Raw genomic sequence first — 14,592 nt, forward strand, 5'->3', positions numbered from 1 at the left:
TCAAAAGAATACCAAAAAGAATTGAAAAAGATTAAAGATATACTAAAATGATAAAAAAATAATACCCATTTCATAATATATAAATTATAAAATAGGTATTATTAATAATTCAAATTATTCTATTTCAGTAGATTTAGGATCTTTCAAGTATTTTTTTGTCATAGTTATTACTATAGGCGATAATAAAAGTATAGCTATTAAGTTAGGTATAGCCATAAGTCCATTAAATGTATCAGATATAGCCCAAACTAATTTTAAGTTTGTAACAGATGCTAATACTATAGCAACTATGAATGCCAATTTGTATATGGATATTACAATTTTATTTCCATTTGTTAGATAACCGAAACATTTTTCTCCGTAATAAGCCCAACCTATCATAGTAGATAAGGCAAATAATACACTAGATATAGTAAGTATGATTTCACCTGTAAAGCCTAAAGAATTTTTAAAAGCCAATGAAGTAAGAGCTGCACCATCAACATTAGTAGTTCCATATATACCAGAAGATAAAACTACAAGCCCTGTGATTATACATATTATTAATACATTGAAAACTTCAAATATTCCCCACATACCTTGTTCTATTGGATTATTGGTATCACTTGTAGCATGTACTATAGGAGCAGTACCGATTCCTGCTTCATTAGAAAATACTCCTCTAGCTACACCATATCTCATAGCAATAAATATAGCATATCCAGATATTCCTCCTCCAATAGATTCCATAGAGAATGCACTATTTAATACTAAATTAATAGCATTAGGTAAGTTTTTAGAATTTATTATTAATATTATTAAACCGGATATAAAATATAATAAAGCCATAAAAGGTACTAATTTTTCAGTTACTGTAGTTATTCTTTTTATTCCTCCAATTATAACAAGTCCTACTATAAATGCCACTATTATACCGCTTGCTATATTAGGTACTTTAAAAGTTTGCTGCATTAAACTAGCTATTGCATTAGATTGTGTCATATTTCCAGCACCAAAAGTGGCAATTCCTGCAAATATACTAAATAACATAGCAAGCCATTTTAGTTTTAATCCTTTTTCCATATAGTACATAGGACCGCCATAGTGTATTCCTTTTTCATCTTTATTTCTAAAGTATACTGATAAAGTAACTTCTGAAAATTTAGTTATCATACCAAAAAAAGCAGATAATACCATCCAAAATAGCGCTCCTGGACCACCGGCGACTAATGCTGTCGATACACCTGCTATACTTCCTATTCCTATTGTACTGGCCAAAGCCACACTAACAGCTTGGAATGGGGTAACATTATGAGATGATTTTTTATTAGAGCCTAAAGATCCGTAAGTCATTTTCATCCATAATACTACTCTTGTTATCTGAAATATATTTAATCTTATTGTTAAATATATTCCTGTACCAACAAGCAGTACTAACATGTAAGGTCCCCATACGAAACTATTTACTACATTATTTATATTTTCTATTGTTTGCATAATTTTCCCCTATTATAGATTTTATCTTTATTATAGAATAATTAAGAATTATTCTATATGTTAAAAAATATACGGTATGGTAGTTTAGATTAGATACCGCTACAAAAAATATTTATAGCGATACCATACTTTAATTTAATTAACTAAATATTTTAGCAACCTAAAGCAGTTTTTGGATCAGTGTATTCAATACCTAATGCATCAGCAACTCCTTTAAATGTACATTTTCCATTATAAGTATTAAGTCCTGTAAGCATAGTATTATTAGTTTTACAAATTTCTTCTAATCCTTTTTCTGCCAGCATTATTCCGTAATGAGTTGTAGAATTTGTAAGTGCTATAGTAGAAGTTCTTGCCACAGCCCCCGGCATATTAGCAACACAGTAATGTACTATACCTTCTTCAATATAGATAGGATCGTCATGGGTTGTAGCATGAGAAGTTTCAAAACATCCGCCTTGGTCAATAGCAACATCGACGATAACAGCACCTTTTTTCATAATTTTTAAATGTTCTCTTCTTAAAAGTTTTGGAGTTTTTGCTCCAGGTATTAAAACACTTCCGATAACAACATCTGCAGTCCTGTATAATTCCTCTAATTTAGCAGGAGCACTGAAGTATGTGTTAATTCTCATATTAAATACATGGTCAATATACTCTAATCTTTTTAAATTAACATCAGTAATTGATACATTAGCACCCATACCCATAGCCATTTGTGCAGCATTAAATCCTACAACACCGGCACCAAGTATAACAACATTAGCTTTTTGTACGCCAGGTACACCGCCTAATAATATACCTTGACCGCCGAATTTTTTCTCTGTATATTTAGCAGCTTGCTGAATAGATAATCTTCCAGCTATACCGCTCATAGGAGCAAGACATGGTAATTGATTCATTTCATCTTTCATAGTTTCATAAGCTATAGATTTTATCTTCTTCTTCAATAACATATCTGTTAAAGGCTTATCAGCAGCTAAGTGTAAATAAGTATATAGGATTTGACCTTCTCTGAAACATTCATATTCTTCTTCAATAGGTTCTTTTACTTTAATAATCATATCAGCTTCAAATACTCTTTTTTTATCAGCTATTTCTGCTCCAACTTTTTTGTACTCATCATCAGTAAAACCAGAACCTTCTCCAGCACCTTTTTCCATGATTACTTTATGACCTTTAGCAATATAATCAGCAGCATTTGCTGGTGTTAAACCTACACGGTATTCTTGGTTTTTGATTTCTTTTGGGCATCCTATAAGCATAAAAAAACTCCTTAAAATAAAAATTACTATATATAGATGTATATTATATGGAATATAAAAATATACATGCATTCAGTATAATTGTTTTATTTGTGTTTGTCAAGAAATAATGTTTATTTTTATTTCTATTTTTTCCTTTTTAATATTTTTTTTAGTGTTAATAAAACATTTAATATGAATACTATATACAATAAAATTTTGTATAATATACGAATATTATACTTGAAAAAAATATTTTTTATTTTATAATATTTTAAACAATAAATACCATAAAAGTATTTATTGTTTAAAATACATCACTTAATTTTAGGAGTATAGAAAGTGAATATTAATAATAATGCCTCACAGCTAAAAAAGGAAATCTTGGTTCAGATTACTTTAATGTTTATTGAGGATAGATTAATAGAAGATATAGACAAATTGCCTATAGAAATTATACCAAGAGACAGCAAATCAATAAGATGCTGTATTTATCATGATAGAGAAATAATAAAGAATAGAATTATGGCAAGACTTGGTATAAGTGTTGAAGGTAAAGAAGACAGCGGTATTCCATTATCTCAATATGCTAAATTGGCATTAGAGAGAGAAAAACCAACTTGGCCTATGCTTACGGTACTTGATGAAGCATGCAATGCTTGTGTAAAAGCTAACTTTATGGTAACTAATGCTTGTCAGGCTTGTTTGGCAAGACCATGTATGATGAACTGTCCTAAAAATGCAATAACTATTTTAGATGAGAAAAGGGCATATATAGACAGCAGCAAATGTATTAACTGCGGATTATGTTTGAAAAATTGTCCTTATCATGCAATTATTTATATACCAGTTCCATGCGAAGAGTCATGTCCTGTAGGAGCTATTAATAAAAATGAGCAGGGTAAAGAAGTTATAGATTATCATAAATGTATATTCTGCGGAAACTGTATGAGAGAATGTCCTTTCAGTGCCATGATGGATAAAGGCCAGCTTATAGATGTACTTAAGCATTTAAAAGATGATAAAAAAGTTAATGTTATGTATGCACCTGCTATAGCTTCTCAATTTAATGCTAAACCGGGGCAATTAAAAAGTGCTTTGTTAAAGATAGGATTTAATAAAGTATGGGAAGTAGCTTTAGGAGCTGATGTTACTTCAGATAAAGAGGCAGAAGAATTTGAAGAGAGAATGGAAAGAGGAGATAAATTAATGACTACATCATGCTGTCCTGCTTATGTTAAAGCTGTTAGAAAGCATGTTCCTGAGTTAATTCCTTGTGTATCAGAAACTAGAACTCCTATGCATTATACAGCTGAAATGATGCATGCTGAAGATCCTGATGCTATTAATGTGTTTATAGGACCTTGTCTAGCTAAAAGAAGAGAGAGTATAGATGATGATTTAGTAGATTATTGCTTATCTATGGAAGAACTTGATGCATTATTTATTGCCACAGGTACAGATGTCGCTAAAGAAGAAGATTTAGATTTAGGAGCTGTGCCTACTGCTTCTGGAAGAAAATATGCTATGAGCGGAGGAGTATCTGAGGCTGTTAAAATAAGATTAAAACATCCTGAAAAATTAAAAGCTGCTGTTATTAATGGGCTTGATAAAGAAGGTATGAAGCAGTTAAAAGGTTATGGAAAAGTTCAATCCGGAGAAACTCCTGTTACTGATGACACTCCTAATCTTGTTGAGGTTATGGCTTGTAATGGCGGATGTGTAGGAGGTCCTTGTGTTGTGAAAAATCCTAAAGTTGCTGCTGTTCAATTACAGAGATATGCTTCTACTGGTTCAGAATTAAAAAAAGAATAATAAAATATTATTAATCAAAAGACAAGAGTACATTAAATCTTGTCTTTTGATTTATATTCAATATTATTAGTATTTTCATTATTGGTATTTTCTTCACTATTATTAGTATTTTCATTAACATTATTAGTATTTTCATTAACATTATTAGTATCTTCATTAACCAATAATTTTTCTATATTATTTAATTTTCTTTCTTTGGCATAGTATAAAGCATCATGTCCTTTACTGTCTTTTATGCTTTTGTCTGCACCATGCTGCAATAAAAGTTTTACTATTTCTACATAATTGATGGTATCCTTTCCAAATATTGCAATTTCTAATAGAGCTGTTCTTGATAAATTATCTATATGATTAACTTCTATATCTGTATTTTCAAGTAAAAATTTTGTAGTTTCCCAATGTCCTTTTTCGCATGCAAGCATTAAAGCATTAGCTCCATATATATTAAGCGTAGTTTTGGTGTCAGAATTTATAGGCATAGTTTTTAATATATTTATATATCCTTTTTCACATGCATATAGAAATGGAGAATTAAATTTGTTATCCTGTATATTAACATTTGCGTTATTATCAATTAAGAGTTTTGCAATTTTCATATCATTTTTATACATTGCTATCATTAATGCTGTTCTTTTCATATCATCTTGTATATTTACATTTATACCCATTTTTATATATTCTTCTACTAAATTAATATTACCGCTATGTACAGCTGAAAAAAATGCACCTTTTATATCTGCAGATATTAATGTATTTGATATTATTAAAGTTAAAATTATAAATTTGTATAATGTTTTCATAATTAACCCTTAATTTTATATAACTTATAAAAGTTAATAATAACATATTTTTATTTTTTTACATATATAAATATAATTTTTACTCAATGTATTAATATACAGTTTTAAATTAGTGTTTTTATTATATTTTTAATAATGGAATTAAAAAAACATCCGAATAATTATCTAAAGAATTAATGGTTATTAGGAATTTATTGTGCGTTATATAGGTTTTTTTATAGCATTTATTTTATATTTTACAGCTAGCTTAAATGCTGATGTTTATAATGTATTTTCAAACACAAATAATATTTATTATAATACTTTAAGCAGTGTTACAAATAGTTTTATATTGGATAATGCTTCTGATAATAAAGATGCTGTATCTGATATTTCTTCATTGTTTGAAAGATCTGTATTATTAGATGCATCGTATCATCATGGCATTACTAGAAGCAGAGACATAAAATATATAGACGGTGCCAATGGAGGTACAGCAGTACTTCTTCCAAATATAGAATCATTTATAAAGATAGAACATCATGAAAAACAATTAAATGATATTATGAGCAGTTTTACTATAGAGTTTTATTTGAATCCTTATAAGATAAGAATGAACTCTCAAGTTTTATCTAAAATGGCTATATATAATGATAATGGAGTAACAAAATACTCAGGCATAAGAGCTAATATTATAAACGGCAGATTAGTTTGGCAATTTAATAATATATTTACATATAACGGAGAATATACAAATATTACTTTATCACAGGGAGAATATTTGAAAGAAAATGAATGGAGACATCATAGTATAAGTTTTGATGCATCTACTGGAAAGTTAGTAAAATATATAGATGGTCTTGAAGAGCAGGTTATATATTTGACAAGTACAGGTGATAGAACAGGTTCTCCTTATTATGTTGATTTTACTCACATGTCTTTAGATCCTCTTTATTTGGGTCAGGGTTTTATAGGAGGTATAGATTCATTTTATTTTACTCCTAATTATAAACAAAGTTTTAATTTATATAAATATTTACCAAATGGAGAGATAATAAGTAAAGTTATAGATTTTGGAAGTGTGAATACATTTATTGATTCTATAAATTATATCGGTAGTTTTACTAATGGTTCATATATAGATATTTATTATAGAACTTCTGATTATTATTTTGCTCCGGATGATAATAATATAACTTGGCAATTATTAGATGATAATAATGTATTTGCCACTGTTAATAGAGCTAGATATATACAAATAAGAGCTGTATTAAAAAGTAATACGGATAGAAATATTACACCAATATTAAATAATATTGATATAGTTTATCATAATGGCAGATTACCTCTAGTTCCAATAAATTTGACTGCTGCACCAGCAAATAATAATTCCATTATATTAAAATGGGAGGGTTCGCATGAGAATGTTTCAGGATATAAAATATATTATGGAACTAAATCAGGAGTTTATAACAATGCTGAACATACTCCTATAGTAGTTGGAAATCAGACAGAATATTTATTAGAAGGATTAAATCCTGAAGAAGTTTATTATTTTAGGGTTACAGCTATAGGCGGTGAAGGCGGAAATATAGAGAGTGGTTTTTCTGAAGAAGTTTATGCTAGACCAGTTCATTAAAATAAAAAGGAGTATTTAACGTGTCTACTACTAATACTAAAGCAATGAAATTAAGCAATCTTGCGGAAGAATTATTGAAAAAAGGAGTAAATGAGGAAGCCGTTGAAGCTTTAAAAAGAAGTATGAGACTTAGTTCAGGTGATGATATGAAATCATACTTACAGGTTGCCGTTTCTTTATTTGAAAGTGGTAATTATGAACATGCAAAAATATTTTTAAATACTTTTTTAGAGTATTGGATGGCGGCAGAGGCATATTTTATTTTAGGTGCTATTGCCAAAAAAGAATATAGATTAGAAGAGGCATTTGAACTTTATAGAAAAGGTATTACTTTATATACATCCTCTAATTTGAATCCTTATTATGAATTTTTATCTTTATGTACTTTACTTAAAGAAGAGGATAAGGGTTTAGAAGCGGCTAAAAATGTTCTTAAAATTAATAGTAAAGATAGGGTTGCTTTAGTTTATATGGCTAATTATTTCTTTAGAAATGAGCTTTATAAAGAGGCTATGAATTTTTATAAAATTTTAGTTGATAATAATTTAGCTGATCATAATGACTATCATTATTATGGGGTTTGCTTACATGAAATTAAGGATTATAAAAGAGCAGAAAATATGTATTTACAAGCTTTAGCTATGTATCCTGCAGATACTCCTGAAATTTTGGCTCTTAAAAATCTTAGAAGTAAAAGTTTAAGAGATAATTATCCAAATTTAGAAGAATGTAAGGCCAAATATACTAAAAAAATAAAAGAAAATCCAGAATCAAGTGATTACTTTCACCTTGGAAATATTGAATTTATTAATGAAAATTATGAAAAAGCAGCAGAATTGTATTCTAAAGCTAAAGAAGTTTATGAAGAAAAAGTTTATGTATCATAATTTATTAGAAATTATGATAATAAAGTTTAATGTACTATAACTTTGTTTCTTCCTAAATGTTTTGCTTCATACATTGCAGAATCAGCATTTTTTATAGTTACAGCTATAGGCTGCTTTGATGAACCTTTATGTTCGGCAATGCCTACGCTTACTGTTATATTAATCATAGTAGATTCATAATTAAATCTTTTCTTTTCAATAGTTTTTCTTATTCTTTCTCCAAGTATTAATGCTTGTTCTTTCTTGGTATTTGGGCATATAACTATAAATTCTTCTCCTCCATAACGTATTGCCACATCACTCTTTCTAAGCATATTAATATTATTGGAGTTATTGCTCAATAATTTTCCAATCTCATGAAGTACAAGATTTCCGCAGTCATGCCCGTATATATCATTGATATCTTTGAAGTGATCCAAATCCATAAATATAATTGATATACTATATTTATATCTTCTAGCTCTTTCCACCTCTTCTTCTATTATTTTATTAAAATATCTTACATTAAATAATCCTGTTAATGGATCTATTGTTGATTGAGCATGTAAAGTATCTATTTCTTTCATTAGCTTTTTTATTACTTTATCTTTTTCAATAGAGGACTTTTTTTCTATTTCATTAACAGAATAATCCATATTTCGTACTTTTGTTTTAATGACGCTTTCAAATAAGTCGTATATGTTCAAAACACCTATTGGATAATTATCAGAGTTAATTACGACAATATAATCTACTTTATTTTCTTTCATTATTTCAAAAGTGATAAGTGCATCGTCTTCAGGATGAGCAAGTATTAGGTTTTTATTCATAAAGTTTGAAATTTCTTTATTCAATATATCCTGATTTTTTTTGCTGGACATTTTATTTAGGATATTAACCAATAATTCATCATAATTAACTACACCAACTATTTTATCAGAATCATTTGTTACTGCCAATATTTTGCTGGATTTTTTACATATAATGGAAATTAAGTCTGATATAGTGGAATTTTTTTTCACTATATTTATACGATTTTCCATTATTGATTTGATAATGCTTTTGTACATTTATAAACCCTAACTGTATTAGTCCGCTGTATTAGGAGTTTAACATATATATTCTTTTTTTTCAATAATATTTTAATTGTTGTTAATGCCGTTAATACAATTTGATAATGTGAATTTATATACTGTAAATTAAAATTATAAAAATAGTAGTTCAATAATCTTGATTTTTTTATTTTATAAAGTATCATATAATAGTCATTATTATATGGTTTGAGATTTTAATGAGAAAATTAAATGTTTTTATCATAGTTTTATCATTTTTTTTATGTTATAATATTATTTTTGCAGATGTAAATACACTTTTTAACATAGATATATATGATAGAAATATACCAGTTAATACGAATACAGGTGTTTATAGTAATGAACTTTTTATAGAGCAAACTGTTTTAGGAGGATTCAACTATATAAAATTTAATTTAGAAACCAAATTATACTATAGACTTTATCTGTATAAAATGACAGATAATTATTTATATAAAAATACAAAAGCAGATTTTGGTATAGAAAATAATTTTTCTCTGTCTTCCGACATGGTAGGTATATTTGCAGATATTAAACCATTATCATTTTTGGGTGTTAGAGTAAGTGCTTATTTAGATTTTATGTTTAATGCCATGAATTTTGGTTATGCTGGTTTTGATAATAATAATGTTGATTACTCTTTTAATACTTTATTTGCAATGCAAAAAGGCAATGCATTCGGATTTTTGATTAATGTTTCGCCTTATTTTGTTTTTAGATTTAATCATTTTGTATTGATAGATAATTTTACTATGACTTATATTAATGTTGGGGATAAAAAATATTATTATGATCCTAGAACTGCTATATTGCATAAAAAAAGCGAATTTGAATTAATTAATGATTTTTATTTGCTGGGTAATATAAATCCGTTTTATATAGGCGGATATTATGGTTTAACATATCTTATTAATTCAAAACATCTTTCGCACAAATTTGGTATAGCCGGTATTATTAATTTTAATTTTTTAAAAGACAGTTTGCTGCTTAATATAGGGGCTTCTGCTGGACTGCATGTAGGACTTCCTAATTATAATAATACAACTTTTATAGAGCTTAAATTATCTTTAGCTTATAAAATATTATAGAAATAAAAGAGTTTTTATATATGGTAAAAAGAAAATTAATTCCAGATAGATATTTGTTAATTATATATGTAGCTTTATTAATAGCAGGATTAGTTGCTATATACGGAGCACAGACTATACATGAACCTAATGGGAATTATTTTAATAATCATTTGAAATTATTATCTATCATGATAGCAGGTACTATTATATTACTTATAGTGCCGGACTTTTTTGATCTTATAGATAAGATGGTTCCATTATTGTTATTGGTAACACTTGTTTTATTGGCATGGGTTTATTTTTTTGGTATCACAGTTGCAGGGAGTCTTGCAAAAAGATGGCTTCTTATAGCTCCAGGAATTACTATACAGCCTTCTGAAATAGCAAAAATAACATTTTCAATATATTTAGCCAGTGTATTAAGTAAAAAAGGCGAGAAATTATTTGATATAAAAAAAGGATTAGCTCCTCCGTTTGCTGTTTTATGTGCAATTTCTGGTTTAATATTAATAGAGCCGGATTCGGGAACAGCACTTTTATTTGCGATGGTAGGATTTTCAATATTTTTTTACGGCGGAATACCTTTTAGATCATTGCTTCTTTCGGCATTATTTTTAATGATAGTTTTTGCTTTATTTATTTTTAATGTTCCTTATATGAGAAGCAGAGTTAATTCTTATCTTGATCCGCATAGTCAGTCAGAAGAAGATATATATCAAATAAGAAGGGCTAAGTTAGCGTTCAATTATGGAGGAGTAACTGGTATTCCTGATGAGAAAATAAGGGATGTAAGTACACATTTACCTGCTGCTTTAACTGATTTCATATATGCATCTGTATCCCAAAGGTATGGTTTAATAGGTAATATTATAATATTATTATTATTTCTTTCTTTTACTATAAGAGGTTTTATAATATCATCGCGGACAAACGATTTATTTTTGAAGAATCTTTCATTTGCAATAACGATGTTCATTAGTGTTCAGGCATATTTAAATATAATGGTTGCTACACTTATGATTCCGACTACAGGTATGCCTCTTCCTATAATTAGTTATGGAAGAAATGCCTTAGTTATTAACATGATTATGATTGCTATATTATTAAAAATAACTCAAAGGAGAGAACAATGAATATAATTTTATGCGGAGGAGGAACAGCCGGACATATTACCCCTGCAGTTTCAATATATGATTATGTAAAAAAACAAGGTCATAACCCTAGATTAGTAGTTGCGGCTAAAGATTACAATCTTATACCTCATAATTATGATTTTAATACTATTAATATTAATCCTCCTGGAAATATGTTAAAGAATATATTGTTTTTATTGAAATTTATACCGTCTCTGCTTAAAGCAGGCAGAATACTTGATAAGCATAAGCCGAATTGTGTAATAGGAATGGGTGGATTTGTATCGCTGCCTATGCTTCAAATGGCAAAATGGAAGAATATACCAATATTTTTATGCGAGCAAAATTCCATACCTGGAAAAGTTAATAAAATATTTTATAAGCATGCTAAGAATACTTATTTAACTTTTTCTAAAACATTAGAGTTTATGCCTAATGGAAAGGTATTCGGTAATCCTGTAAGAGAAGAGTTTTTCATTGTTAATAGAGAAGGTGCAAGAACTGTTATGAAATTAGGCAATGATGATAAATTATTAGTTGTTATGGGCGGTTCTCAAGGTGCTTTAAAATTGAATGAATTATTTTTTGAATGTATTAAAAATATAAAATCTAAGGTACAAAATTTGCATATAATATGGCTTGCAGGTCCTAAATGGGGAACTGAGATGATAGAAAAAGTTAACAAGGCAAAATTTGATAATGTAACAGTTCATAGTTATTATAAAGATATGTCTACATTGCTGCATGCAGCTGATTTTGTTATATCAAGAGCAGGAAGCAGTTCTATAAGTGAGATATTAGCTGTTAATGTACCATCTCTTTTAGTACCGTTTCCTTATGCAACAGATAATCATCAATATTTTAATGCTTTAGATTTATTAAATAAAGATATGGCATATTTAATAGAAGAATCTGATTTAACTGTAGAAAAATTGGAGAATGTTATAGTTAACAATTTAAATAATAATGAAAGATTAATGGCTATGAGAGAAAATATAAAAAATAGTTGGTCTTCCAGATCTGTTTCTATGATAGTTGATGATATAATGAATAGTTTAAATAAATGATAATTTGGTTGATATTTAAATAAAAAATTAGGAAATTGAATGTTTACAAGAAGAAAAGAGAAGATACATTTTATAGGAATCGGCGGAATAGGTATGAGTGCTATAGCAAGCGTATTAAATGCTATAGGTTTTACTATAACTGGAAGTGATTTAGCTAAAACAGCTAAAACTGAATCTTTGGAGGCTTCTGGAATAAAAGTTTATTACGGACATAAAGCAGACAACATTGAGGACGATGTAACAGCTGTTGTAACATCTTCTGCTATAAGCCCTACTAATGAAGAGATACTTACAGCTAAAGCTAAAAAGATAACTGTAATATCGAGAGGTGAAATGCTTGCAGAACTTATGCGTTTAAGATATGGAATAGCAATATCTGGTTCTCATGGAAAAACTACAACAACTTCCTTAATTACTCAGATTATGATGTATGCCGGACTTAATCCTGTTTGTATTATTGGAGGAAATCATTTTAATTTAAAAAGCAATGCTGCATGTAATGATTTAAAAAGCGAATATATGGTATGCGAGGCAGATGAAAGCGATGGAAGTTTTTTAAGGCTTTCTCCTGTAATTAATGTTGTTACTAATATTGATAATGATCATTTGGACTATTACGGAAATGTCGAGGCTTTGAGAGTTGCTTTTTTAGAATTTATTAATAAAGTTCCTTTTTACGGATGTTCTTTTCTATGTTTTGAAGACGATGTTGTAAAGGATTTATCTAAAAGTACAAATAAAAAATATTATTCTTACGGATTTTCACCTGAGCATGATTTTTATGTTGATAAGAATTCTATTAGAGTAGAAGCTCCTATAACGTATTTTAATGCTTATCATAATGGAGAGCTTCTTGGAGAGTTTAATATTCCATTAATAGGTATGCATAATGTATTGAATTCATTAGCTTCTATTGGTGTTGCTTTTCATTTAGGTATAGATATTGAAAGCATAAAAGAAGGGTTAAAAACATTTGAAGGTGTAGGAAGAAGATTAAATAAACTTTATGATAAAGAGATTATGTTGTTTGATGATTATGCTCATCATCCAACAGAAATTAAGGCTACATTATCATCGGTAAGGGGGGCTTATCCTAATAGGCGTATTATAGCTGTATTTCAGCCGCATAGATACACCAGAACGGAATTATTGTTGAATGATTTTGAATATGCTTTTAATGATGTTGATAATGTGATTATTACGGATATATATGCTGCAGGCGAGGCTCCTATACAGGGAATAAGCGGTGAAACTATATGCGATATAGTAAGAAGACAGAATAAAAATGTAAAATATGTAAAAAATATAGAAGATGTATTGTCAGTATTAAATGATATGAAAAAAGATGGAGATATAATATTAACTTTGGGGGCTGGCAATATAGTAAGGATTAGTAATGAGTATGCAAAACAATTATCAAGCAGTTGAGAAATTTCTCAATGATAATAATATAGAATATTATGTTAATCATCCTTTTAATAAATTCAGCAGTTTCAGTGTAGGCGGAAATGTTGATTTGTTTATAATAGTAAAAGAAATAAAATCTTTTTTAGAATTGGTTTCTTTTTTATATAATAATAATATAGACTATTTTGTTATGAGAGATGCTAACAGAGTTTTAGTATCAGATGATGGATATCGAGGCATTATGATATCTATGGAGGGTGAATTTGAAAATTTCGAGTTTTTAGACAATGGAATTCTAAAAGCCAATGCTTCTGCTATTTTAGAAAGATTATCACATGAAGCTAGAATAAGAAATTTATCCGGATTAGAATTTCTAGCATTAGTTAATAGCAGGGTAGGTTCTGCCATTTATGAAAAATTGGAATCATTCGGAATGTCATTAATGAATATAGTAAAGAATGTTACAATTATAGATAAAAAGACTGCCGAAGTAAAAGAAATAAGCACAGATGAATATGTGTCTATGACTGAAGAAGATAAAAATAATATTGTTATATTATCTATTATATTTAAATTGGAAAATGATAATCCTGAAAGTATTGACAATAGAATAGATTGGTACAGATATATAAGAGGTTCTGTTGCACCTATGGAAGCAAATATAGGTCCTGTATTTGAAGATTTTGGAGATGTAAAGGCTTATGAGATGGTGGAGCGTGTAGGAGGACTTGATATGAAATATGGCGCTATGATATGGCATAAAAGGTTCCCAAATTATATTATCAATAATTGTATTAACAGCAATGAAGATAATAATGAGATATGCAGAGCCATTGATGTTATAAATCTTATAGAAGACACAAGAAAAAAAATAGAACAGCATTATGATATAAACCCTAAAATAAATATAACTTTATTAGTATAAATTCATAATTCATATATTTTTATTAAGGTTCTTTATTTATTAAAGAACCTTAATAATTTAATATATTAAAATAGTTA

Annotated in this window: 12 protein-coding genes; 8 read left to right on the top strand and 4 right to left on the bottom strand. The window is 28.2% G+C overall.

Going from position 1 to position 14,592, the window contains the following annotated elements:
• Positions 1-114: 114 nt before the first annotated feature.
• Both Q0J90_RS03375 and ald read right to left on the bottom strand, forming a co-directional pair.
• Positions 115-1,476, bottom strand: coding sequence for a sodium:alanine symporter family protein (locus Q0J90_RS03375; protein ID WP_297276566.1), 1,362 nt, complete (start codon positions 1,474-1,476; stop codon positions 115-117).
• 152 nt (positions 1,477-1,628) lie between these two features.
• Positions 1,629-2,741 (bottom strand): alanine dehydrogenase, encoded by a 1,113-nt coding sequence (ald, locus tag Q0J90_RS03380; RefSeq protein WP_297276567.1) that lies wholly within the window; start codon positions 2,739-2,741, stop codon positions 1,629-1,631.
• A 321-nt stretch (positions 2,742-3,062) separates the two neighbouring features.
• On the opposite strand from ald, the gene Q0J90_RS03385 reads away from it, so the two are divergent.
• Positions 3,063-4,535: a 4Fe-4S dicluster domain-containing protein gene (locus tag Q0J90_RS03385; RefSeq protein ID WP_297276568.1), complete on the top strand. Its 1,473-nt coding sequence runs from the start codon at positions 3,063-3,065 to the stop codon at positions 4,533-4,535.
• A gap of 32 nt (positions 4,536-4,567) precedes the next feature.
• Here Q0J90_RS03385 and Q0J90_RS03390 read toward each other — a convergent pair whose 3' ends face one another.
• Positions 4,568-5,335, bottom strand: coding sequence for an ankyrin repeat domain-containing protein (locus Q0J90_RS03390; protein WP_297276569.1), 768 nt, complete (start codon positions 5,333-5,335; stop codon positions 4,568-4,570).
• Positions 5,336-5,531: 196 nt separating this feature from the next.
• On the opposite strand from Q0J90_RS03390, the gene Q0J90_RS03395 reads away from it, so the two are divergent.
• Both Q0J90_RS03395 and Q0J90_RS03400 read left to right on the top strand, forming a co-directional pair.
• Positions 5,532-6,953, top strand: coding sequence for a fibronectin type III domain-containing protein (locus Q0J90_RS03395; RefSeq protein ID WP_297276570.1), 1,422 nt, complete (start codon positions 5,532-5,534; stop codon positions 6,951-6,953).
• Between the two features lie 44 nt (positions 6,954-6,997).
• Positions 6,998-7,840, top strand: a complete 843-nt coding sequence (locus tag Q0J90_RS03400; RefSeq protein ID WP_335823585.1) for a hypothetical protein — start codon at positions 6,998-7,000, stop codon at positions 7,838-7,840.
• Positions 7,841-7,866: 26 nt separating this feature from the next.
• Here the strand turns inward: Q0J90_RS03400 and Q0J90_RS03405 are convergent, their stop codons facing one another.
• Positions 7,867-8,889 carry a diguanylate cyclase gene (locus Q0J90_RS03405; protein WP_297276572.1) on the bottom strand — a complete coding sequence of 341 codons (1,023 nt, stop codon included), beginning with the start codon at positions 8,887-8,889 and terminating at the stop codon, positions 7,867-7,869.
• 221 nt (positions 8,890-9,110) lie between these two features.
• Here Q0J90_RS03405 and Q0J90_RS03410 point away from each other — a divergent pair, with 221 nt between their 5' ends.
• The 5 genes from Q0J90_RS03410 to Q0J90_RS03430 are packed head-to-tail and all read left to right on the top strand — an operon-like array spanning position 9,111 to position 14,515.
• Positions 9,111-10,001 carry a toxin A gene (locus Q0J90_RS03410; protein WP_297276573.1) on the top strand — a complete coding sequence of 297 codons (891 nt, stop codon included), beginning with the start codon at positions 9,111-9,113 and terminating at the stop codon, positions 9,999-10,001.
• A 20-nt stretch (positions 10,002-10,021) separates the two neighbouring features.
• Positions 10,022-11,116 (top strand): FtsW/RodA/SpoVE family cell cycle protein, encoded by a 1,095-nt coding sequence (locus tag Q0J90_RS03415; RefSeq protein WP_297276574.1) that lies wholly within the window; start codon positions 10,022-10,024, stop codon positions 11,114-11,116.
• A complete protein-coding gene (locus Q0J90_RS03420) occupies positions 11,113-12,183 on the top strand; it encodes a glycosyltransferase (RefSeq protein ID WP_297276575.1) in 1,071 nt (356 codons plus the stop codon). Before Q0J90_RS03415 ends, Q0J90_RS03420 begins: the two co-directional genes overlap by 4 nt.
• Before the next feature lie 39 nt (positions 12,184-12,222).
• Positions 12,223-13,611 carry a UDP-N-acetylmuramate--L-alanine ligase gene (gene murC / locus Q0J90_RS03425; protein ID WP_297276576.1) on the top strand — a complete coding sequence of 463 codons (1,389 nt, stop codon included), beginning with the start codon at positions 12,223-12,225 and terminating at the stop codon, positions 13,609-13,611.
• Positions 13,580-14,515, top strand: a complete 936-nt coding sequence (locus tag Q0J90_RS03430) for a UDP-N-acetylmuramate dehydrogenase (RefSeq protein ID WP_297276577.1) — start codon at positions 13,580-13,582, stop codon at positions 14,513-14,515. Before murC ends, Q0J90_RS03430 begins: the two co-directional genes overlap by 32 nt.
• The last annotated feature ends 77 nt before the right edge of the window (positions 14,516-14,592 follow it).

The organism is uncultured Brachyspira sp. (genome assembly GCF_944390595.1).
GTDB lineage: Bacteria > Spirochaetota > Brachyspiria > Brachyspirales > Brachyspiraceae > Brachyspira.